This window comes from Lysobacterales bacterium (assembly GCA_014946745.1).
Classification (GTDB): Bacteria; Pseudomonadota; Gammaproteobacteria; order Xanthomonadales; family Xanthomonadaceae; genus Aquimonas.
The window spans coordinates 463,328-484,607 of the sequence record JADCRD010000002.1 but is presented as its reverse complement, the minus strand read 5'-3'; the positions used below and the strand labels follow the sequence as shown (position 1 = coordinate 484,607).

The following is a 21,280-nucleotide window of genomic DNA, read 5'->3' as shown; positions in this document are numbered from 1 at the left end:
GTCCGGGAAAACAATGCGCCTCTTGTCAACTTCTGTCGCAAGCGCTTACCCTCGCGCCGCCTCCGGGCACCCGCCTGAGCCGTGCAATCCACCGCCAGCCCAGGGTTGGCTGGACCTTCTGCGTCGCCCCGCGCTTCGAACGCCTCTCCGGCATCGAGGCCGATCGAGAACTGATGTTCCTTTTTTGAACTTTTGGAGTTTGTTTGATGAATATGCGATCTCTGACCACGGCCGTGGCCGTGGGCATCGTGGGTGCTGCGGCTCAGGTGGGCGTGTCCCATGCCGTCCACATCGATCCGGCCGGTCTGGGCCAGGTTCTGATCTACCCCTACTACACCGTCAACAAGGGCAACAGCACCCTGGTGTCGGTAGTGAACAGCACCGATCAGACCAAGGCCGTCAAAGTCCGCTTCCTGGAAGGCCGGAACTCGGAAGACGTCCTCGACTTCAACCTGTACCTGTCGCCGTTCGACGTGTGGACCGGCGCCATCGTTTCTGACGGCCCGGAAGGCGCCACTCCCTCCAGTGCCCCGGCTGCTCGCCTCTTCACCAGCGACAGCTCGTGCACGGTGCCGGCCATCCCGGCCGCCGGTGTGAGCTTCAAGAACTTCCAGTACGCCGTTGGCGACGTGAAGGCAACGGGTCCGTGGGTGCTGAGCCGCACGCGCGAAGGCCACCTCGAAATCATCGAGATGGGCGTGCTGACTGCGGGCGGCAGCTTTGCCAACGCCGCTGCGCACAGCGCGCAGGGCGTGCCTGCGAACTGCGCGCTGCTGGGCAGCGCCTGGTCGACGACGGGGACTGGCACCTGGCTGACCAACGCCAGCGCCCAGATCGAGCCGCCGTCCGGCGGCCTGTCCGGGGGCGCCGAGATCGTCAACCCGGGCAATGGCACCAACATCAGCTACAACGCCGATGCCATTGACGGCTTCTTCGTCTCAAGCCGCGCCAACCTGCACACCGAGCCCGGCTCGGTGCTGCCCAGCCTGGCGCAGGCGCAGAGCAACGATGCCGGTGACGCCACCGCGATCGTCTTCAACGACGGCGTTCTGACCCCGTTTCCGTTCACGGGCACCGGCGCCGGCCTGCGCGCGGTCTCGGCTCTGTTCATGCAACAGCACATCTACAACGAGTTCGCCAGCCGCAGCTCGGCCAGCCTGTCGGCGCAGTCGGAATGGGTTGTCACCTTCCCGACCAAACGTCTGCACCTCCGCCAGACTCAGCCGGCGCGTCTGCCGTTCCGCGCCCCGTACAACCTCTCCAGTGGCGGTGCGTGTGAGATTGTGCAGACTGTTTCCTGGAACCGCGAAGAGAGCGTCGTGGCTCCGAACGGCACTCACTTCCCTTCGCCCCCGCCGGGCCAGGGCTGGGTCCAGCCGGAGCTGTGCTTCGCCGCTCAGGTGGTGACCTTCAACCAGACCAACGTCGGTGACTACCTGCGCTTGGGCAACCGTTCGGGTGTGCTCGGCGCGTACTATGCGCGCAACTTCGCGGCGGGCAACTCTCTGGAAGGCTTCGCTCGCATCCGTTTGGGCGAGCAGGATCCCTTCTCCTTCAGGCAGAACTTTCTGCCGCTCGCCACCCCGACCGAGAACGCTCAGAACACCACTGCTCTGGTGGGGCTGCCGGTTACCGGATTCTGGGTGGCCAACTACGCGGGCACCGGTAGTCCGGGCGTGCTGGCGAACTACTCCGTCGTGCACAAGCACCGCGCCGATCGCTTGATCGAAAACGTCTCGACCCAGATCGTTCCGTTTCCGGGCTCGACCACCATCCCGCCAGCCACCACCCCCGTCTGGCGCCGCCCGATCACCGCGCTCTAAAGCGATGGCCGAGGCCTGGGCCACAAGGACAAGAAGGGCAGGTCCGCACGCGTGACCTTCCGCCGGCGCGGACTCGCCGCAGAGTTCGACGCCTCTGCCGAGCGCCGGGCGCCCACGCGCACTGAGGGTGCGTCCGTTCGGCGGCGCTGGGTTTGCCGGGTGCAGCCCGGCAGGAGACCGGTGGGGCGTGGGTGGGTCTGGCCTTGGGTATGGCCGCGGTCGCACGATGAAGCGCCGCGGCACGCTTGTTCTGCAGAGACACGGTTGGCATGCTGCGCGCGCCTGTCCACGGAGCCGCCGCATGTCCGCACTCAGTGCGTCTGAATTGGCCTGGTATGCCACCGGGCGCTTCTATCGCGCCGCCGATGGCAGCCTGGCGGACTACGGCTACTTCCTGCACCTGCCGTTTGCCGACTGCGCCATGTTCAGCGGTGCGCCCGGTGAGACCACGGCGCACTTCACCTTTGCCGCGCAGCCCTTCAGAGACCGCACCGCGACCAACGGCAGCCTGTCCCTGGCCTTGGATGCGGTGGGCGAATTCTCGCTGTACCTGCAGCGCGTGCCCTGCGGCAACTTCGACAGCCCGGACTCGTTTGCGCAGGGCGAGCGCATTGCCCTGTTTCGCCGCAGCACCCTGGTGGTCGATACCACCCTCAGCGCTGCCGTCGGGTCGGCGACGACGACGCCTCTGCTGATCGCGAATCTGTTCACGGCCTGGCTGATTGAGAGCGCACCGTTCGAGCGGGATGGCAGGCGCTACGATCTTGGCGCTGCGATCGGGCGCGGGGTGACCCAGATCGGGTTCGCGGCCACCACACCGGCCTTGCCGGCGCCGAGCGGCTACAGCGTCGTGGTGCCATTTACCGGCTCGGCCATGGCCTTGGGCCGATAGGCGCCGAGTGGTACTGGCCTGCCGCTTGGACTGGCGCTCGGCCTCAGCAAAACCTCTGGCCGAAAGGCTCAGGCGCGACCTTCAGTCCGTCATGCGGTGCGGATCTCTAGCAGGCCGTTTTCCAACAGCCTGCCAGGCCCGATGGCTGCAGCCTGGGAGGCGATCGGTGGCGTGTCGGTGGGTCGGTTGACGTCTAGACACGCACGCCTTCGTGGACGCTCGCGCGCTTGGTGAACCGCAGGCGCAGCGCGTGCTTGGGCTTCAGCGCCAGATCGATCACCGGCTCGGGCAGAGCGTCCCCCTCAGCCAACGCAAGCTCGAAGCGCTCGATCACGTGCGCCGCCACCAAGGCCATCTCCACCATCGCGAAGTGCTGGCCGAGACAGAAGTGCGGGCCGGCGCCGAAGGGCAGGTAGGCGCCACGCGGCAGCGGCGGCGCCTCGGGCAGAAAGCGTTTGGGCAGAAAGCGTTCGGGTTCCGGGAACGAGCGCGGGTCGCGGTGCAGGTGCCAGATCGGCACGACGGCCAGCGTGCCCTTGCGGACCGGCGTGCCGTCGATGACCACGTCGCGCAGCGCGACGCGGTTGAACAGCGAGGTCGAGGGCGGGTATAGCCGCATCGCTTCCTTGAGCGTGGCGTTGAGCCATGGCAGGCGCGCGAGGACGTCGAGCCCGGCACCCTGCGCCCGCGCGCCCGCCACCTCGTCGCGCACGCGCTGCGCGATGTCCGCATGCGTCGCCATCAGGCCGAGCCACCAGGTCAGCGCCGACGATGCCGTGTCGAAGCCGGCGGCGAACAGCAGCACGCAGTTGTCGTGGACCTCCTGCGCGCTCAGGGCCGCCCCGCTGCCGCTCGAAGCCTCGTCGCGCGCGGCCAGCAGGCGATCCAGCACGTCGCCGCCATCCGCCGGCTGCTCGCGCTTGGCCCGGGCAGCGATGTGATCGGCGATCAAGCCGTGCAGCACGCGCAGGCTGGCGCGCTTCGCCGCGCGCCCCGGATGCGGCAGCCAGGCCGGCGGCACCCACGGCCAGAACACCTCGCGCATGCTCTGGCGGGTCAGTGCGCGGATCGCAACCGACACCCGCATTGCCTCCGCGTGGCAGGTCGCATGCGAGAACAGGGTGCGCAGGATAACGTCCATGGTGATGCGCGTGGTCAGGAAGTCGACATCCACCACCGCCTGCGCGCCCTGAGCGGTGGGCAGTTCGTCGGCAAGGCTCGCCTCGATGGCGTCGCGCATCAGGCCCATGTAGCCCGCCATCCGCTTGGGCGAGAACGCCGGCGTCAGCAGGCGTCGCTGGCGCTCCCAGTCCGGGCCCTCGGTGGTGAGGACATTGCGGCCCTGGAAGGACGCGAAGATGTCCAGCAAGCGCGCTTCGCGTTCGAAGCTGTCGCCGTGGTCGACCAGGATCTGGCGCACGGCGTCCGGGCGGAAGAAGTACACGATGCGCCGGAACAGCACATCGACCTTGGCGACATCCCCCAGTCGCCGCTGCAGCGCGTGACCCACGCCGAGCGGATCGCGGCGGATCGCCGCCAGCAGGGGCAGGCCGAAAGGGCGGCCCGGCAAGGGCAGGGTGTCGTGGACCGGGGAGGTGCGCATCAGGGGGCTCCAGAGACGTTCGAAGTCGGGCGCGCCGCCATCCCGTGCAGGGCCAGGTCGAAGGCGGCGAGGAAGCGCGTGGTCAGATCGATGGACGGGTCTTCGAGCCAGCCCGCCACGGCACCGAACAGCAGGTACTCGACGCTGGCCGCGAGCATCGCGACATCGAGCCGCGGGTCGATCTCACCGCTCTGCTGCGCGGCGGCGAACATCGCGGCGAGGATGCCGCGGGTGCCGTTGTCGATCGGGGCGGCCTTCGCATTCGCCGGCGATGCACCGCCCTCGCCGTAGCGTGCCTGGCGGGTGAGGTAGCGCAGGTAGGCCGGCAGGTAGGCGCGGCGCGCGCTGTTCCACTGCGCCGACTCCGTGAGCAGGTAGCGCATGCGCGACTCGAAGGTCGGATGGGCCGCGAGCGCGGCCGCGCGCTCCTGCATGCCCGCGGCGATGTCTTCGCGCATCCGGTGCGCGAGCAGCGCCTCCTTGACCGGGAAATGGTCGTACAGCGTGGCCTTGGCGACCCCGGCTTCGGCGGCGATCTGCTCCATCGTCACGGCATCGAAGCCCTGCGCCTCGAACAGGCGGAAAGCCGTGGCGGACAGGTGCGCAGCGGTTCGCTCGCGCTTTCCGGGGCGCCGGGGATTGGCGGGAGCAGCGGATGGGCGCATGTCAAAAGCGTACGTCGTCTGATTTCAGACATCGTATGGATATCCCGCTGCGGCAGCAAGTGCCGGCAGCGGTTTCGTCCAGCGCGGGGTCTGGACGCTCGACGGAGGCCCTCCCGCAACCCCCGCGTTCTTTGCGTCGCGCACGCGTCGGCTGGCGTCGCGGATGCTGTCGAGACAGGTCTGGAACGTCCGGATCCCCGGCAGAGCTGCGCTTGGGGTGAATAAGGACCGCAGCCGTTCCGGATCTTCCGCCGCCAGACTTGCCCTTCAAGTCATATCGACCATGCTGGCCGTACCGACTTCGGGAAGCCCGCCGTGATCACTGAAACCAGCGTCGTCGCCTTTCGCCAGAACCTCGGCGAGATGCTGGACCAGGTGCAGTACCGACACGACAGCATCGTCATCAACAAGGACGGCAAGCCCGTTGCCGCCCTCGTCGACGCGCGGCTGTTCGCATGTATCCGCCGCCTGCAGGCGCGCTTCGAAGCACTGTGGGCGCGCATCGAAGCAGGCCTCGCGGCAACTCCGCAAGCCGATGGCATGGCGGAAATCGATGCCGCCGTTCGCGAGGCCCGCCGCCCCGGCGCCGAAGGCTGAGACGCATGGCGACGCTGCGCGTGGTGCTGGACACCCATGTCCTGCTGTCCGGCATCGCCTACACGGCCAGCGTGCCCGGCAAGATCCCCGCGGCCTGGCGGCACGGTTCGGTCGAAGTGCTGCTGTCCGACTACATCCTGGGCGAACTCCGTCGTGTGCTGCCCAGGCTCGCGCATCGGCACGGGCTGAGCGCCAGTGAGATCGATGACCCGGTGGATGCGCTGTCGATCCAGGCGGAAGTGATCGAACCCGCAACCGCCAGCGCGCCGGACCTGCGCGACCCGAAGGACCACGACGTGCTCGGCACCCTGATCGCGGCGCTGCAAAACCAGTGCTGCGGACTACTTGGTCACCGGTGGCAAAGACCTGCTCGCGCTGGGCGAACGGCACCCGATCCTGTCGCCCGCGGACTTCTGGGCGAAGCATGCGGGGCTGTGAGACGGCTCCTGACAGCGGACCGGCTCGGGATCGCTGACAAGTGCGAGATCCGTGAACCGGGGCGAGGATGCTACGAAGCTAGGCTTGAAGACTCATCGCGCCGCCCCCGACTGCTGACAGGACAGTCCAAGGTGCGGAACCTAGCTGGCTCATGTCCAGCAGCAGTGGGAGGCGGCGACGACACTGTACGCAGCGATCGATCTTCATTCCAACAACGGGGTGCTGTCCGTCATCGACGAGCAGGACCATGTGGTGTTCGAGCGGCGTTTACCCAACAGCTTGGAGCAGGTGCGCCCTTCCTCAAGACGCTGAAGGCGCTCGCCGTTGAGTCGGCCTACAACTGGTACTGGCTGGTCGACGGCCTGATGGATGCCGGCGTGGATGTTCGGCTCGTGAACACGGCGGCGGTTCCGCAGTACGCAGGCCTGAAGCACGACAACGACCACACGGATGCGCGGCATCTTGCCCATCTGCTGCGCCTGAACCTGCTGCCCGAGGGCTACATCTACCCGCGTGAGCAACGCGGCGTGCGCGATCTGCTGCGACGACGCTTTTTGCTGGTGCGCCAGAGCGCGAGGCTGACCAACTCGCTGCAATGCGCGTGGTCGCGGCGCAGCGGATACGGCATTCGCACCAACGTCCACACACAAGTCGACCCGATGGAACGCTGGGTGCTGGAGTCGATTCGTTGCACGCCCGAACCGCAAGCTCTGCGCAGCGTGCCGGGCCAGTCGCGCAGCGGCGTCGTGAAGGCGTAGCGCGCAGCGCGTTGTCGCGAAGCAACCGGGTGACACAGGCGTCGTCGAACCCGATTCAATGGCAGGGGCCGCCTGCCCGGCGAGCCAACGAAGGGTTGGACGCGCAACGCGCGAACCACGCTACCTGTGCAGCCGAAACCGGCCACATGGACGCCACGGCAGAACCGTTCGGGCGCTACGCGCCTAGGCTTTCACTCGCTACGCTCGCATGGTGAGTGTTTGGGGCGGCGATGCCGAGGGCGGGAGACCGCTCGAACCAGAATGTGGCGAAGCAAGCTTCGACGCTGGTGCGGCCAGGGGCCGCAGCCACATCGAAACAGAGGCGGGACGGTCAAGCCACGAGAGGGTCAGCAGGAAAAGAGAAGCCCGGAAAAGGGGAGGAGTTCTGTCGGCCCTGTTGACACGGGCGGCCCACTGGTGACCCCGCGTCTCGCTCGCCCTCGCTGATGGGTGATGGCTTCACTTGGGTGGATCGGGATCTGCGCTGATCTCGCGCGTCCTACCTCGGAATATTTTGGATCTGAGCAGAGTTACAAACCTCGCGTTACCGATTAAGATCAGAACTGTTGGGCAGGCCGTCTGTCCCGACCTCCGGAATTTTCGGAGAATGACCCAGCCCGCGAGCTACTTGCGGCTCGCGCGTCTTTGAACAGGAGATTGACCCATGCGGACCAAGATTCTGACCGGCTTTGCGGCGCTCACTTTGGGCGCGACAATTGGTTTCACCAAGGTCCAGGCTGTCGAGGTCGAGGATTGCCCCTTGTACTGCATCCAGCAGTACCAGGCCTGTCTTGCATCCAGGCCCGACACTCCCTTCCATCGCAACCTTTGCGAACGGCACTACCGTGACGTGTGCATGACCGACTGCGGCGGCTATCTCTAGCTGATCGGCTCCTGCGGGTCGTTGCCTCGGCCCGCAGGACTTGGCGGCCTCAACCTGTAAGTGCGAAAGGCTGGGTGAAGGCCCCAGTCTCTTCGGCGAGTTCCTTGTTCAGGGTTTTCCAGGAGCCTGCGCAGCTGACGAGGCGGCGCAGCGGCGGTAGGTGTTGAAGAGGCCGCCGTTGTTTCCGACTGCCCGATGCACGGGCTGGTCTGAAGTGCATGGCGCTGTGAATCTCGTTGGAGGGTGCGGCGCTGACTGCAGACCCTGGGCCTGCGTTTGGCTCATGCCCGAGCCGCCATCCGTCGCAGATTCATCGCTAGGCGCACCAGTTTCCATTCAGCCCGTACCTTCTCGACAACAACCCGATCGAAAACGCTATCCGCCCGATCACGCTCGGTCGCAAGAACTGGCTGTTCCTCGGCGGCACGAAATCGGGCCCACGCGCCGCCGCGATCATGAGCCTCGTCACCACCGCAATGGCCAATGGCCTGTCCCCGCAGGCCTGGCTGACCGATGTGCTCACCCGTCTACCGACCACGCGCAACCGCGATATCGACAGCGTGCTGCCAATCGAGGGCTGGGCGGCGGTCAGCGGCTGAGGCCCAGCACAGCGCAAAGCGCTGCGGTAGGTGTGGTGGGTGGACCCATACGGTAGGCCAAGAAATGGCCACCCCTCGTCCGCGCCCTACGCGCATCCCTGCGCTCCGGGTACGCGTGAGTCGGTCGGGGTTTTCGGACAGGCCGTCCCTGGCCTGTCCAAAACCTTGGCCGCATCCGTGCGGCCAACCCGCGGGCTGATCGACCGCCTCCCGCCGCCCCCCAGGGGCCTCGGGCAAAGCGCGGGCTCCTGCCCGCAGGAGCCGAAGCCGAAGCCGAAGCCGAAGCCGAAGCCGAAGCCGAAGCCGAAGCCGAAGCCGAAGCCGAAGCCGAAGCGTGGCGATCCCATAGGGTGGGTCTTGACCCACCGGACCTCGACACTCGCCTCCGTCGCGTCAACGCGCGTCGGCTGCGCGTGTCGCGCATCCCCCGCGACCTCAAGGAACCCCCGGCGCGCGCTCTCAACCGGGCACGTGGAAGAGCGATGCATGCGCGGTGCGCACGTAGCCACGAACGCCCGCGTCGCCGCGAGCTTCGACTTAGGACAAGCGTCTATCGAAGGTGTCCGTGCGCGACACGCGCGCCCTAGGCGGGTTGTTTCTTCATCACCCGCGCCAAGCCCCCCTGCAGCGCCCGCACGTCGTAGCCCAGCCGGGTGAGGATGAAACAGGCCGCCGCGCTGCGTTCGCCGGTATTGCAGTAGACGAGCACGGGACGGCGGCGATCGAGCTGCTCCACGGCGCCTTCGCGCAGGGTGGCCAAGGGCAGGTTGATGGCGTCGCGCAGGGCGCGCTGGCGGAACTCGCTGGGCAGGCGCACATCGACCACGCGGGCTCCGGCGCGGGTCAGCGCGGCGGCCTCCTCGACCGTGGCCCAGTCCACCGCCGGCGGCTTCAGCACGGTTTCGAATTCCTGCCGCGACAGCCGCATCAACCGGCAGTCCTCCAGCGTGCGCACCGTGGCGTTGCGCGCGCTGTTGGACAGCAGAGCGTCCTCGCCGAAGCAGTCGCCGCGGACCAGATAGGCCACGATCACCGGTTGGCCGTCGAGCGTCTTCGCCACCGACAGGCTGCCCTGCTTGATCACGTAGAAGTAGTCCGGCTGTGCGCCCTCCTCGATCACGCGCTCGCCGGCCGGCACGCGGATCTCGCGGAAGGCCGCGAACATCCGTTCGATGTTGCCGGTGGGCAGCTTCTGGAAGGCGCGGCTGCCCAGCAGGCGGTAGACCCAGGCGTTGTCTTCCGCGCTGTCGGCCTGTTCGTTGCGGTGCCGGCACAGCTGGTCCCAGGCCAGCAGCTTCTCGGTAGCACGACGCTCAAGGCGCACCACATCGGCGCCCTCCGGCCCGGCGATGGCGGAGAAGCGCCGCGGCTGCGCCTCGCCCACCGGGTAGCGGCCCTGCAGGCTGTCCGACTCGATGCGCTTGCCGCGCCCGTCCGGGTACTGGCCGTCGATCTCGCCGCTCAAGAGGTAGACGAGATCCTCGTCGATCTCGCCGGCGCGGAACAGCGGCTCGCCGGGTCCGTAGTGCAGCAGGCTGGCGTCGCCCGCCAGGTGTTCGAGCGTATCGCGACGCAGGCTGTCCAGCGGATAGAGCGAAGCGAGACGCTGCGGATCGATGGCCATGGCGTAACTCCGGCGAAGGGCAGGGGGCTCAGGCGAGCAGCCTATGCCAGAGCGGCAAGGAAAGCAGCGAGAGTACGATCCCGTAGCCGACAAAGGCCGCTGCCAGCCGCGGCGCCAGACCGTGCGAGATGGCCAGCGCACCGGCGGTGATCATCGGCGGCATCGCGGTCTCCAGCACCGCCGCCCGCGCCATGTCGCCGGACAGCCCCAACAGCGGCAGCAGCAGCCAGACCAGCAGGGGCATCAGCGCCAGCTTGTAGCCGATGCCCACCGCCAGCGGCACGGCTTCGCGCGCGGGCAGGGTCAGCCGCACCTGCAGGCCCACCGCCATCGCCACCACCGGCAGCAGCGCGTCGGCGAGGCGCTCAAGAATCGCGTCGATCGCCTGCGGCGGCTGCGCGGGCATCAGGGTGAGCGCCAGCACCAGGGCGATGAAGGGCGGGAACTTCAGCACCCGCAGGCCGATGTCGCGCGGACGCGGTCGGGTGTCGCCGCCGTAGCGCGCCAGCACCCACAGGCCCCAGGTGGAGAGAATCAGAAAGCTGCCGAACTGGTCGTAGACCACGGCGTAGCGCAGCGCGTACTCGCCCAGCATGGCCTCGATCAGCGGATAGCCGAGGTAGCTGGTGTTGCCGAGCGGCACGCACAGCAGCAGCACCGCGCGCTCGGCTTCGCCAAAGCGCAGCAGGCGTGCGGCCAGCAGCACCAGCGCGATGCTCAGCAGCAGCACGATCCAGGGCACCGCCACCAGACCGATCAGCGCGGTGCTGAACTCAAGCTTGGGCGCCGCCCGCAGGATCGCCGCCGGCAGACAGACATAGAGCACGAAGCGATTCAGCACTTCGGCGGCGTTGTCGGCGAACAGGCCGCTGCGGGCGGCGAGCATGCCGACCACCAGCATCACCACGATCAGCAGGAAGGCATCGAAGGCCATGGTTCAGCGTGCAAGCGAGGGCCGCACAGCATAGCGGTGCGCGCCGGCGGCACCGATCCGACCCGATCCGACCCAGGCCGCGGCAGCCCCTGCCTCAGCCGCCGGCCGCCAGCCGCAGTCGGGCCGTGGCCTGATCGAACTCGGCCAAGCGCAGCTGCAGACGCGCCAGCGCGAGCTCCAGCGCGTCGGCCTCCAGCTCGGCGGCCTGCGTCTCGATGAACTCGGCGGCCGCCGACAGCGCCATCGCGCCGACCAGGGCCGCGGCGGCTTTGATCCGATGGGCTTCGCGCGCCAGCGCTGCACGCTGGTCGCGCAGGCGTGCGGCTTCGGCGGCCTCGACGTCCGCGCGCGCGGCGTCGAGGAACTCCTCCAGCACCTGACGCAGGGCCAGTGCATCCTCGCCCAGCGCTTCGCGCAGCGGAGCCGGGTCGAAGTCGGGCAGACCCGCATCGGCTGCGGGCGCTGTGCTCGCCATCGACACCGTCTCGGCGTTCCTGCCCTCGGTCGCCTGATCGATCGCGTCCAGATGCGGCAGCCAGTGGCGCAGGCGGCGCAGCAGCGTATCGATGCTGGCCGGCTTGGCGATGTAGTCGTCCATGCCGGCGGCAAGGCAGCGTTCGGCCTCGCCCTTCAGCACGGCGGCAGTCAGCGCGATCACCGGCGTACGCGCCAGCCCGCGGGCCGACTCCTCGCTGCGCAGTGCGCCGGTCAGCTGGTAGCCGTCCATCACCGGCATGTGCAAATCGGTCAACACCAAAGCGAAGCGTCCACTTTGCCAGGCGGCCAGGCCCTGGGCGCCGTCGTTGGCGGTCTCGCAGCGGAACCCGGCCAGCGCGAGCTGACGGCTGACCACCAGGCGGTTGGTCGGATGGTCGTCGACCAGCAGCACCAGACTGCGTTCGCGCTCGGCTTCGGCGGGGCTCGGAAGAACACGACGTCCCGCCAGTGCGGGCGCCGCGTTCTCGGGCTCCGCTTCGATCTGCGAGGGGTTGGCGAGCGGCAGTTCCAGGTCGAGCTGCAGCACGGTGCCTTCGCCGACGCGGCTGCGCAGGCCGATGCGCGCGCCCATGCGCTCCGCCAGCAGCGCGCAGATCGCCAGCCCCAGGCCGCTGCCGCCGAAGCGACGGGTGGTGCTCTGCTCGGCCTGGGCGAAGGGCTCGAACAGCTGCGCCTGGGCGTCTTCCGGGATGCCGATGCCGGTGTCGCTGACGCTCAGCCTGAGGCCTTCGCCGCGCGCGCCAGTCGCGGTCCGATCCAGGCTGACGTGGACGCCGCCGCGCTCGGTGAACTTGATGGCGTTTGACAGGAAGTTGCCGAGGATCTGCCGCAGTCGAAGCGGGTCGGCAAGGTAGGCCGGGCCGACTGCGGGGTCGATCCGGCAGTCGAGGCTCAGGCCCTTGCTGGAGGCCGCGGCGACGAAGTTCAGCACGCAGCCTTCGACCAGGCGGCGCAGATCCACCGGCGCCGGCGTCAGCTCCAGCTTGCCGGCCTCGATCTTCGAGAAATCGAGGATGTCGCCGATGATCTGCAGCAGGGTGTCGGCCGAATGGCGAACCAGCGCAAGCGCGCGCCGCTGGTCCTCGTCGAGCCGGGTGTGCGAGAGCACTTCCACCATGCCGGTGACGCCGATCATCGGCGTGCGCAGCTCGTGGCTCATGGTGGCGAGGAAGGCGCTTTTGGCGCGATTCGCGGAGTTCGCGCGCAGCTCGGATTGACGCAGCTCGGCGCCGTAGCGCCGGAGCTCGCGGCGCATGTCCTCGAAGGCGTCGACGACTGCGCCCAGCTCACCGCCCGGTCGGACCACGGTGCGTTCGCTGAAATCGCGTTCGCGCAGTCGCTGCGCGAGATCCTGCAGACCTTCAATGCCGCGGACGAGGTTGCGCGAGAGCCGCCAGCCGAACGCCACCACGATGCTCAGCGTGAACAGGCTGAGCCCAAGCCGCCAGGCGCTGGCGCGACGCACATCCGCGCGTTCGCTTTCGAAGCGCTGGTCAGCGGCGCTGATCGCGAGATCGGCCAACAGGCGCAGGCGCAGCGTCACCGGATCGAAGGCGGCATCGAAGCCGCTGCTGCACAGCGCGTCGAGGCTGCCGCGATCATCCGCGCGCAGGGCCTCGATCGCCGCTTGCGCGGTGCGATCGGCCACCGATTGGGCTTCGCCGATCTGCGCGATCAACGCGCGGCCGGCGGTGTCGCTGGGCGCGCGCCGCAGGCCCTGCCAATGGGTCGCGATGCGCTCCCGCGCCGCTTCTGCCAGCGCCGATGCCTGTACTGCCGACATCCGCCCGTAGTGGGCGCTGCACGCGGCGCCCGCGATGTCCTGCCCATACGCCTCGGCGATTGCGCGCGTGCCGGCGAGCTGGGCCATGGGGCCTTCAATCATCCACTGCAGGCTGGCCGCCTGCCGCCGACCGCCGATCTCATCGATCAGCAGGACGGTCGCGGCGGTGCCGACCAGCAGCAGCATCAGGGCCAGCAGCTGGGCGCGGATGCCCGGACGGCGCAGGCGCAGGTTCATCCCGGCGGCCTCGCCGCCGGGCCGCCGCGGTGCGGCGGCGCTCGGCGACTCATCCCTCGGGTCGCCGCCAGGCACCGACCACCCCCGGCAGCTCCTCGCCGGGCACCGGACGACCGATCAGGTAGCCCTGGGCATAGGTGCAGTCGAGTTCCGCCAGCATCTGCCACTCGGCCGCGGTTTCCACGCCTTCGCCGACCACCGACAGCCCGAGTTTGCGAGCAAGCTCGAGGCTGGCCTCAACCACCGCGCGCCGGCGCGGGTTGCGCTGCGCGCCGGTGACGAAGGTCTGGTCGATCTTGAGTTCGGTGAAGGGGATCTGCGAAAGCTGCGACAGCGAGGAGTACCCGGTGCCGAAGTCGTCGATCGACAGCCCGAAGCCCTTGAGCCGCAGCCGGGCCAGGGCCTGCAGCGCGGTGGCGGCCTCCTGCATCACGGCGCTTTCGGTCAACTCCAGCACGATCTGCGAGGGCGCCACGCCGTGCCGCTCGGCGACCTGCTGGAAGCGGTCGGCAGCACCGGCCTCGATGAGGCCGAGCATGGACACGTTCACTGCCACCCGCAGCGACAGCCCTTCGGCCGCCCAGCGCGCCTGCCACTCGCAGGCCTGATCGAGCATGCGCAAAGTCAGCGCTTCGATCAGCCCGGCGTTCTCCAGGGCCGGGATGAACTGGGCGGGCCACACCATTTCGCCGTCGCTGCGGCGCCAGCGCGCCAGCGCTTCCACGGTGACGACCCGGCCGTTGTCGACCGTGACCTGGGGCTGGAAGTAGGCGACGAACTCGTTGTCTCGCAGCGCCTGCTGCAGGCACTCGGCGCTGGGCGCGCCGAGCGGGCTGGCGCCGATCGGTGCGGCTTCCATCGCCAGCGTCGACAGGACGTCGCGCAGCTTGGTGCTGGTCAGCGGCTTCTGCACGCTGCCCAGCACGCGCAGCCCGTAGGCCCGCGCCATGTTCTCGACGGTCTGCTGCAGGGCGGGTTCCAGTGCGCTGGCGACTACCAGCGACTGCGCCAGCCCGGTGCCGGCAATCGCGGCGATGAACTGCACGCCATCCATGCCGGGCATGTCGAGGTCGACCAGCAGCACCTGCACGGGCTGCGTGCGGGCCTGCAGCAGGGCCAGCGCTTCCTCGCCGCTGGCGGCGTCCAGACACTCGCCGCAGCCAAGGTCCTGCAGCAGGCGCAAGGCCATCCGCCGCTGGAAACCATGGTCTTCCACCACCAGCACCGACACGCTCGCGAAATCCACGCCTCGCCCCCTGTGCATGTGCCCGGGAAACCGCGCCGCTTTCCCGGTAGCGATCCTGTCGACGTCGACAGAACCCGAAGCCCACTGTCACCCCGGCGATCCGGCGCTTGCGGACCCCCGGCGATGCGCGCCAACGCCCGATTCGACTCGCCCGCGACGCGCGGACGCCAAGCCTTGCCCAGCCACCCCGCCGAGTAAAGCCTGTCAGCCGGACCCTGCAGACTGCGTCACAGCGCGGAACGTAGGGGCACGGGCGCGCTGCGAGCGCCGGCACGAAAGGCTTGCAAGATGCAGGCCTGGCAGCGCTGGCGTCGCCGGGCCGGCGGGGCGATGCGCAGCGTGGCCGCTTCGTCGCCCTCGCGGCTCCAGCGTGGGTCACGCCGGAGCGGTCGGCAGGCGCGGCCGCTCAGCGCGAGCCGAGCAGTGCCTGCCGCATCGACTGCAGGGCGAAGCGCTCATTGGGGCTCAGGTCGCGGGTGCGGGCCTCGACGGCCTCCGCACTCTGCCACTGCTCGGGCCGCGCCGTCTGCTCGGCCTTGAAATACGCGAGCGCGGTCTCGCGATCGCCCTGATTCCACAGGGCCAGGGCGAAGGCCAACGGCACCCAGTCGGGATGACCGCCATGCTGCTGCCAAGCCTGCGTCCACTGCCCGCGCGCGCCATCGAAATCGCCCATCCGGAACAGGATCCAGCCGGCATTGAAATGCACGCGCCGACGCAGTTCGCTGCCTGCCTCGCTGTAGCGCTCGGCGCTCTCAAGCTCTCGCCCGACTCGGGCGCGCAGGCCGCGATCCACGAGCATCTGCGCGTACTGCAGGCGCGCCAGTGCATTGCGCGGTTCGCGACGCACGAGGTTTTCCAGCGCACTGCGCGCTGCCGTGTCCTCGGCATCGATCGCTTTCACAGAGCGCCCTGCCGGGTCAGCCTCCACGTAGGCGGCATCGGTCGGCGGCAGCGTCTGGGCATGCGCCGCCGGAAACGCGAACACGACGATCAGGCACAGCCCCTGGAGCAGGGTCTTGCAGTGCGTCTTCACAAACATTTGAGCGTGCCCCTGTGCACGGAATGAAGCGAGCGCCGCTGCGTGCCAGAACCCGACGGCGGCGACAACTGGCGTCGAGCATACGAGGCTGACGAGAGGTCGAATGTTAGAATTTGTGGTCTTCCTCGCCCCGGTCACAGCCGATGTCCGCCACTGCCAATGCCATCCCGGCCGTCCTTCTCGACGCGCCGCGCATCGACCTCGACTACAGCCTCGAGCACAAGTACACCCGCGAGTCGGGGCGCATCTATCTGTCCGGCGTGCAGGCCCTGGTGCGCCTGCCGCTGATGCAGCAGATGCGCGATCGCGCGCAGCAGCTCAACACCGCCGGCTTCATCTCCGGCTATCGCGGCAGTCCGCTCGGTGGTTTCGATCTCGAACTGTGGAAGGCCAAGAAGCATCTCGCGACCTCAGCCATCCACTTCACCCCGGGCCTCAACGAAGACCTTGGCGCCACCATGGTCTGGGGCAGCCAGCAGACCAATCTGTTCGAGGGCGCGAAGTACGACGGCGTGTTCTCGATGTGGTACGGCAAGGGTCCGGGCGTGGACCGCTGCGGCGACGTGTTCAAGCACGGCAACGCCGCCGGCACCTCGAAGTTCGGCGGCGTGCTGGCGTTGGCCGCTGACGATCATGCCTGCCGTTCGTCGACCCTGCCGCATGGTTCAGAGCTGGAATTTGTTTCGGCGATGATGCCGGTGCTGAACCCGGCCGGCGTGCAGGACATCCTCGACATGGGCCTGCTGGGCTGGGCGATGTCGCGCTTCACCGGCCGCTGGGTCGGCTTCAAGACGATTGCCGAGACGGTGGAAAGCTCGGCCTCGGTCAACGTCAATCCGCACCAGCTCGACATCGTCATCCCGACCGATTTCGAACTGCCCGTCGGCGGCCTGAACATCCGTTGGCCGGATCCGCCGCTTGATCAGGAAATGCGCCTGCACCGCTATGCGGTGGCGGCGGCGCAGGCCTTCGCCCGCGCCAACCAGATCGACAAGGTCATCATCGATTCGCCCAAGGCGCGCCTGGGCATCGTCACCACCGGCAAGAGCTACCTCGACGTGCTGCAGGCGCTGGAGTACCTCGGCCTCGACCGCCGCACCTGCGAAGACATCGGCATCCGCGTCTACAAGGTCGGCATGACCTGGCCGCTTGAGCCCGAAGGCATCCGCCGCTTCTGCGAGGGGCTGGAAGACGTTCTCGTGGTGGAAGAAAAGCGCGCCTTCGTCGAGTCGCAGATGAAGGAGTACATGTTCAACTGGCAGCACCGCCCCAGCGTGGTCGGCAAGTACGACGAGCAGGGCCAGTGGTGCCTGCCCAGCACCGGCGAGCTCACGCCCGCCACCATCGCCCAGGTGATCGGCAAGCGCCTGAAGCGCTTCTTCAGCTCGGAGGCGATGGAGCAGCGCCTGCGCTGGATGGAAGCCAAGGAGGCCGAGCTGGCCGCGCCGCGTGCGAGTTTCCCGCGCGTGCCGCACTACTGTTCGGGCTGCCCGCACAACACCTCGACCAAGGTGCCCGAGGGCTCGCGCGCGCTGGGCGGCATCGGCTGCCACTACATGGTCACCTGGATGGACCGCCGCACCGACACCTTCACCCAGATGGGCGGCGAAGGTGCGACCTGGTGCGGACAGGCGCCCTTCACCGACACGCCGCACGTGTTCCAGAACCTCGGTGACGGCACCTACTTCCACTCCGGCAGCCTCGCCATCCGCCAGGCGATCGCGGCCAAGGTCAACATCACCTACAAGATCCTCTACAACGACGCCGTCGCCATGACCGGCGGCCAGCCGGTGGACGGCACGCTGACCGTGCCCGACATCGCCCAGCAGATGCGCTCGGAAGGCGTGCAGACGATTGTTGTGGTCTCGGACGATATCGAGAAGTGGTCCAAGCCCGAGATCTTCCCGGCCGGCGTCGAGTTCGAGCATCGCGATCACCTGGAGGCCGTGCAGAAGCGCCTGCGCGAGGTGAAAGGCACCAGCGTGCTGATCTATGACCAGACCTGCGCCACCGAAAAGCGCCGCCGCCGCAAGCGCGGCAAGATGGTCGACCCTCAGCAGCGCACCGTCATCAACAGCCTCGTCTGCGAAGGCTGCGGCGACTGCGGCGTGCAGAGCTTCTGCGTCTCCGTGCTGCCCAAGGAAACCGAATACGGCCGCAAGCGCGAGATCGACCAGTCGAACTGCAACAAGGACTTCAGCTGCGTCAAGGGCTTCTGCCCGAGCTTCGTCACCGTCAAGGGTGGCCAGCTGAAGAAGAGCAAGCGCGTTAGCGTAGAGGAGCGCTTGTCCAGCCTGCCGATGCCGCAGTTCAAGTCCGATCTGGATCAGCCCTGGAACATCCTGATCACCGGTGTCGGCGGCACTGGCGTGGTCACCATCGGCGCCCTGCTGGGCATGGCTGGCCATCTGGAGAACAAGGGCGCCAGCGTGCTTGACCAGACCGGTCTGGCGCAGAAGGGCGGCGCGGTTACCACCCACATCCGTATCGCCAAGACCCCGGCCGACATCCACGCCGTGCGCATCGCCGCCGGTGAGGCGGACCTCGTGCTCGGCTGCGACATGGTGGTGGTCAACGACTACTGGGCGCTGTCGAAAGTGCGCGCCGACCGCAGCGCGGTGGTGCTCAACAGCTACGAGGCCATGCCGGGCCCCTTCACCATGAAGCCCGACATGCAGTTCCCGGCCAAGGACATCATCGAAGCCGTGCGCGTGGCGCTGGGCGGACGCGAACCGATGCTGGTCGATGCCACCCAGCTGGCCACCGCCCTGCTGGGCGACGCCATCGCCACCAACCTGTTCATGCTCGGCTACGCCTGGCAGCAGGGCCTGGTGCCGCTGTCGCTGGAGTCCATCCTGCGCGCCGTGCAGCTGAACGGTGCGGCGGTGGAAATGAATACGCAGGCCTTCAACTGGGGCCGTCTGGCCGCGGTGGACATCGAGGCCGTTACCGAGGCCGCTGGCCTGTCGAAGCCGACGGCCGAGGTGACTGCGATCACTCCGGCGTCGCTGGACGACCTGCGGCTGTCGGCCAACCTCGACCAGATGATCGAGCGCCGCGTCGCCTTCCTCACCGACTACCAGGACGCCGCCTACGCGGCGAAGTACCGCGCCCTGGTCGACAGCGTGCGTGCGGAAGAGGCGAAGCGCGCGCCGGGCTCGACCCAGCTCACCGAGGCCGTCGCCCGCTACTACTTCAAGCTCATGGCCTACAAGGACGAGTACGAAGTGGCGCGCCTCTACACCTCGGGCGACTTCCTGAAGCGCGTGGCCAGCCAGTTCGAGGGCGACTACAAACTGCACTTCAACCTGGCGCCGCCGCTGTTCGCCAAGCGCGACGAGAACGGCAAGCTGATGAAGGCCGAGTACGGCCCCTGGATGCTCAAGGCCTTCGGCGTGCTCAAGCACTTCAAGGGCCTGCGCGGCAGCAAGCTCGACGTCTTCGGCTACACCGAGGAGCGTCGCAGCGAGCGCGCGCTGATCGAGGAGTACCGCAGCACGATCGAGCGTCTGCTGGGCGAACTGAGCGCGGACAAGCTCGGTCTCGCGGTCGAGATCGCCCGCGTGCCCGAGCGCATCCGCGGCTATGGTCACGTCAAGGAAACCCACCTGGAGCAGGCGAAGAAGCTGCGCGAGGAACTGCTCGCCCGCTGGCAGCAGCCGGCGGCGCAGGCCTCACAGGCGGCCTGACCGGCGAAGCGTGTGAACGAATACGGGGCCCTGCGGGGCCCCGTTTCGTTGCTGCCGCGAGCACGCGCGGGAATCGCGCTGCTACAGTCCACGACAGTCACGACGGCGGGCGAGGTGGCGCATGCACTCGGTTCTGGTGGCGAGCAGCAAAGGCGGCTGCGGCAAGTCGACGATCGCGACCCAGCTGGCGGCCTGGGCCGCGGTGCAGGGCCGACGCACGGCACTGGTCGATCTGGACCCGCAGGGTTCGTCCTTGCACTGGTGCGAACGCCGCGCCCAGACCGATGCGCCCGCGGTGCTCGGCCTGCACGGCGAGGATGGCCGCTGGCAGAAGCGCGTGCCCGAGGACACCGAGTGGCTCGTGTTCGACGCACCGGCCGGCTCGCAGCCGGCCACGCTCAAGGCGGTGATCGAGCGCGTTGATGCCCTGCTGGTGCCGGTGCTGCCCTCGGCCTTCGATCTCGAAGCCACGGCGGGCTTTCTGGATGCACTGTCCAGCCATCGTCGGATGGCGGATGGCAGCCTGCAGGTGGGCTTGATCGCCAACCGTCTGCGCCTGAGCACCCAGGCCAGCCAGCGCGCGCTCGCCCAGCTCGCCGAATGGCCCTGGCCCCTGCGCGCGGAGCTGCGCGACTCGCAGAGCTATGTGCTGCTGGCGGCGCTGGGCAAGAGCCTGTTCGACTACGACAATGAGGCCGTGCGCGCCCAGGCCGAGCCCTGGCAGCCGCTGCTGCGCTGGCTGACGCGTAGCGGTCGCCGGCCACGGAGCTGAATGCCAGGCAGCGACGCCCGCATCAACAGTTTCGCTAAGTCGCGATTAAGCCCCTCGGGCCTAGGGTCCGTTCACCGCGCAGTCCGCGCGCCTACTGCGTCACCGGAGCCTTCCATGCGCAAGACCCTCGCCCTCCTGCTCGCCCTCACTGCCGGCAGCGCAAAGGCCTACCAGCCCGAGGCCGGGTTGTGGTGGAACCCGAACGAGAGCGGCTCCGGCTTCACCATCGAGCTGCAGGACAACCTGCTGGTGTTCACCGGCTACCTCGGCGAGGCCAATGGCCAGCCGGTCTGGTACACCTCGGCGGGCTTCCTGAACGGCAATGCCCTGTACGAGGGCGACCTGCTGCGATTCACCAACTCGCAGTGCGCCGGCTGCAGCTACAGCGGCCCGCCGCAGAATCAGCGCGTGGGCTCGCTGCGTCTGGCATTCGACGCCAATGACCCGACCCGCGGCACCTTGACCTGGAACGTGCCGCCGCGGCCGATCCGCAGCATGCCGATCGAGCGCTATTACTACTACTACAAGCGCGGTGGCGACGGCACGGCGCCGATCCAGGTCACCAAGATGCTCGGCGAGTGGAGCCTGAACCTCGACTTCAGCGACTACCCCAACTACAGCGCCTTCCGCTTCAGCGGCGATGTGCTGGTGTTCGACGAGGCCAATCTGAGCCAGGGCACCTGGTACTTCGACGGCTGCCGCAGCGAAACCTCACTCGATGCCGAATGCACCGCCAACGCGGTGCGTTTCAACGGTGCCTCGGGCTTCTACAGCGGCACGCGCCGCCGGCAGTCGATCGTGGTCGACGACAACAGCGTCAACAGCAGCGGACAGCGCCTGTGCATGTACTACGAAGCGCCGGTGCAGGCCGAGTACTTCAGTGCGGGCGCCACCGGCAACAACGATGGCGGCTTCACCATCTTCCCCTGCAGCGCCAACCCGCTGAACTACGTGCTGTATCCGCTGCGCGGCTTCCGCTCGGCCAGCCGCACCTTTGTCGAGACCGGCCGTGGCCCCAGCAAGCGCGAGGCAACTGCGGCCGTCGACCCTGCGCCCGCGCTGCGTGAGGCCGCACCGCTGAAGAGCGTTGATCAGCGCAAACGCGAGCAGGCCGACGCCAGCTACGTCGCCTTCGAGAACGAGGTGCAGGCGCTGGTGCAGCGGGTCGACGCCAAGCGCTGAGGCGACGCTCAACAC

General features: G+C 68.2%; 15 protein-coding genes and 2 pseudogenes. 10 read left to right on the top strand and 7 right to left on the bottom strand.

Annotated features, from left to right (window positions below; genetic code table 11):
* Positions 1–206: 206 nt before the first annotated feature.
* Complete coding sequence (locus tag H4O13_14260; GenBank protein ID MBE5316552.1) at positions 207–1,823, top strand: hypothetical protein; 1,617 nt, start codon at positions 207–209, stop codon at positions 1,821–1,823.
* 301 nt (positions 1,824–2,124) lie between these two features.
* Positions 2,125–2,715, top strand: a complete 591-nt coding sequence (locus tag H4O13_14255; protein ID MBE5316551.1) for a hypothetical protein — start codon at positions 2,125–2,127, stop codon at positions 2,713–2,715.
* A 193-nt stretch (positions 2,716–2,908) separates the two neighbouring features.
* Here H4O13_14255 and H4O13_14250 read toward each other — a convergent pair whose 3' ends face one another.
* Both H4O13_14250 and H4O13_14245 read right to left on the bottom strand, forming a co-directional pair.
* Positions 2,909–4,318, bottom strand: a complete 1,410-nt coding sequence (locus tag H4O13_14250; GenBank protein MBE5316550.1) for a cytochrome P450 — start codon at positions 4,316–4,318, stop codon at positions 2,909–2,911.
* Positions 4,318–4,983 (bottom strand): TetR/AcrR family transcriptional regulator, encoded by a 666-nt coding sequence (locus tag H4O13_14245; protein MBE5316549.1) that lies wholly within the window; start codon positions 4,981–4,983, stop codon positions 4,318–4,320. The genes H4O13_14250 and H4O13_14245 overlap by 1 nt, the downstream gene beginning before the upstream one ends.
* Before the next feature lie 315 nt (positions 4,984–5,298).
* Here H4O13_14245 and H4O13_14240 point away from each other — a divergent pair, with 315 nt between their 5' ends.
* The 5 genes and pseudogenes from H4O13_14240 (at position 5,299) to H4O13_14220 (ending at position 8,258) form a co-directional block, all read left to right on the top strand.
* Complete coding sequence (locus tag H4O13_14240; protein ID MBE5316548.1) at positions 5,299–5,580, top strand: type II toxin-antitoxin system Phd/YefM family antitoxin; 282 nt, start codon at positions 5,299–5,301, stop codon at positions 5,578–5,580.
* 5 nt (positions 5,581–5,585) lie between these two features.
* Positions 5,586–6,018: pseudogene (locus tag H4O13_14235) on the top strand (putative toxin-antitoxin system toxin component, PIN family).
* Positions 6,019–6,182: 164 nt separating this feature from the next.
* A complete protein-coding gene (locus H4O13_14230) occupies positions 6,183–6,776 on the top strand; it encodes a transposase (protein MBE5316547.1) in 594 nt (197 codons plus the stop codon).
* 664 nt (positions 6,777–7,440) lie between these two features.
* Positions 7,441–7,659: a hypothetical protein gene (locus H4O13_14225; GenBank protein ID MBE5316546.1), complete on the top strand. Its 219-nt coding sequence runs from the start codon at positions 7,441–7,443 to the stop codon at positions 7,657–7,659.
* Positions 7,660–8,003: 344 nt separating this feature from the next.
* Positions 8,004–8,258: pseudogene (locus tag H4O13_14220) on the top strand (transposase domain-containing protein).
* Positions 8,259–8,841: 583 nt separating this feature from the next.
* Here H4O13_14220 and H4O13_14215 read toward each other — a convergent pair.
* From H4O13_14215 to H4O13_14195, 5 genes are all read right to left on the bottom strand, one after another.
* Positions 8,842–9,882 carry a cyclic nucleotide-binding domain-containing protein gene (locus H4O13_14215; GenBank protein MBE5316545.1) on the bottom strand — a complete coding sequence of 347 codons (1,041 nt, stop codon included), beginning with the start codon at positions 9,880–9,882 and terminating at the stop codon, positions 8,842–8,844.
* A gap of 28 nt (positions 9,883–9,910) precedes the next feature.
* Positions 9,911–10,816 carry an AEC family transporter gene (locus tag H4O13_14210; protein MBE5316544.1) on the bottom strand — a complete coding sequence of 302 codons (906 nt, stop codon included), beginning with the start codon at positions 10,814–10,816 and terminating at the stop codon, positions 9,911–9,913.
* A 94-nt stretch (positions 10,817–10,910) separates the two neighbouring features.
* Positions 10,911–13,334 (bottom strand): response regulator, encoded by a 2,424-nt coding sequence (locus H4O13_14205; protein ID MBE5316543.1) that lies wholly within the window; start codon positions 13,332–13,334, stop codon positions 10,911–10,913.
* Positions 13,335–13,383: 49 nt separating this feature from the next.
* Positions 13,384–14,580, bottom strand: a complete 1,197-nt coding sequence (locus tag H4O13_14200) for an EAL domain-containing response regulator (protein MBE5316542.1) — start codon at positions 14,578–14,580, stop codon at positions 13,384–13,386.
* 406 nt (positions 14,581–14,986) lie between these two features.
* Positions 14,987–15,622, bottom strand: coding sequence for a hypothetical protein (locus H4O13_14195; protein ID MBE5316541.1), 636 nt, complete (start codon positions 15,620–15,622; stop codon positions 14,987–14,989).
* 143 nt (positions 15,623–15,765) lie between these two features.
* Between H4O13_14195 and H4O13_14190 the strand changes: the two genes are divergently transcribed.
* The 3 genes from H4O13_14190 to H4O13_14180 all read left to right on the top strand — a co-directional run bounded on the left by H4O13_14190 (position 15,766) and on the right by H4O13_14180 (position 21,265).
* Positions 15,766–19,311 (top strand): indolepyruvate ferredoxin oxidoreductase family protein, encoded by a 3,546-nt coding sequence (locus tag H4O13_14190; protein ID MBE5316540.1) that lies wholly within the window; start codon positions 15,766–15,768, stop codon positions 19,309–19,311.
* Positions 19,312–19,432: 121 nt separating this feature from the next.
* On the top strand, positions 19,433–20,083 hold the full coding sequence (locus tag H4O13_14185; protein ID MBE5316539.1) for a ParA family protein: 651 nt from the start codon (positions 19,433–19,435) through the stop codon (positions 20,081–20,083).
* Between the two features lie 114 nt (positions 20,084–20,197).
* Positions 20,198–21,265 carry a hypothetical protein gene (locus tag H4O13_14180; GenBank protein ID MBE5316538.1) on the top strand — a complete coding sequence of 356 codons (1,068 nt, stop codon included), beginning with the start codon at positions 20,198–20,200 and terminating at the stop codon, positions 21,263–21,265.
* The last annotated feature ends 15 nt before the right edge of the window (positions 21,266–21,280 follow it).

What these genes read in the sequence shown, in the direction of transcription:
- H4O13_14185 (MBE5316539.1), top strand. Translation starts at nt 19,433, where the DNA reads ATGCACTCGGTTCTGGTGGCGAGCAGCAAAGGCGGCTGCGGCAAGTCG.
- H4O13_14195 (MBE5316541.1), bottom strand. Translation starts at nt 15,622, where the DNA reads ATGTTTGTGAAGACGCACTGCAAGACCCTGCTCCAGGGGCTGTGCCTG.
- H4O13_14180 (MBE5316538.1), top strand. Translation starts at nt 20,198, where the DNA reads ATGCGCAAGACCCTCGCCCTCCTGCTCGCCCTCACTGCCGGCAGCGCA.
- H4O13_14205 (MBE5316543.1), bottom strand. Translation starts at nt 13,334, where the DNA reads ATGAACCTGCGCCTGCGCCGTCCGGGCATCCGCGCCCAGCTGCTGGCC.
- H4O13_14210 (MBE5316544.1), bottom strand. Translation starts at nt 10,816, where the DNA reads ATGGCCTTCGATGCCTTCCTGCTGATCGTGGTGATGCTGGTGGTCGGC.
- H4O13_14250 (MBE5316550.1), bottom strand. Translation starts at nt 4,318, where the DNA reads ATGCGCACCTCCCCGGTCCACGACACCCTGCCCTTGCCGGGCCGCCCT.
- H4O13_14245 (MBE5316549.1), bottom strand. Translation starts at nt 4,983, where the DNA reads ATGCGCCCATCCGCTGCTCCCGCCAATCCCCGGCGCCCCGGAAAGCGC.
- H4O13_14215 (MBE5316545.1), bottom strand. Translation starts at nt 9,882, where the DNA reads ATGGCCATCGATCCGCAGCGTCTCGCTTCGCTCTATCCGCTGGACAGC.
- H4O13_14190 (MBE5316540.1), top strand. Translation starts at nt 15,766, where the DNA reads ATGTCCGCCACTGCCAATGCCATCCCGGCCGTCCTTCTCGACGCGCCG.
- H4O13_14260 (MBE5316552.1), top strand. Translation starts at nt 207, where the DNA reads ATGAATATGCGATCTCTGACCACGGCCGTGGCCGTGGGCATCGTGGGT.
- H4O13_14225 (MBE5316546.1), top strand. Translation starts at nt 7,441, where the DNA reads ATGCGGACCAAGATTCTGACCGGCTTTGCGGCGCTCACTTTGGGCGCG.
- H4O13_14255 (MBE5316551.1), top strand. Translation starts at nt 2,125, where the DNA reads ATGTCCGCACTCAGTGCGTCTGAATTGGCCTGGTATGCCACCGGGCGC.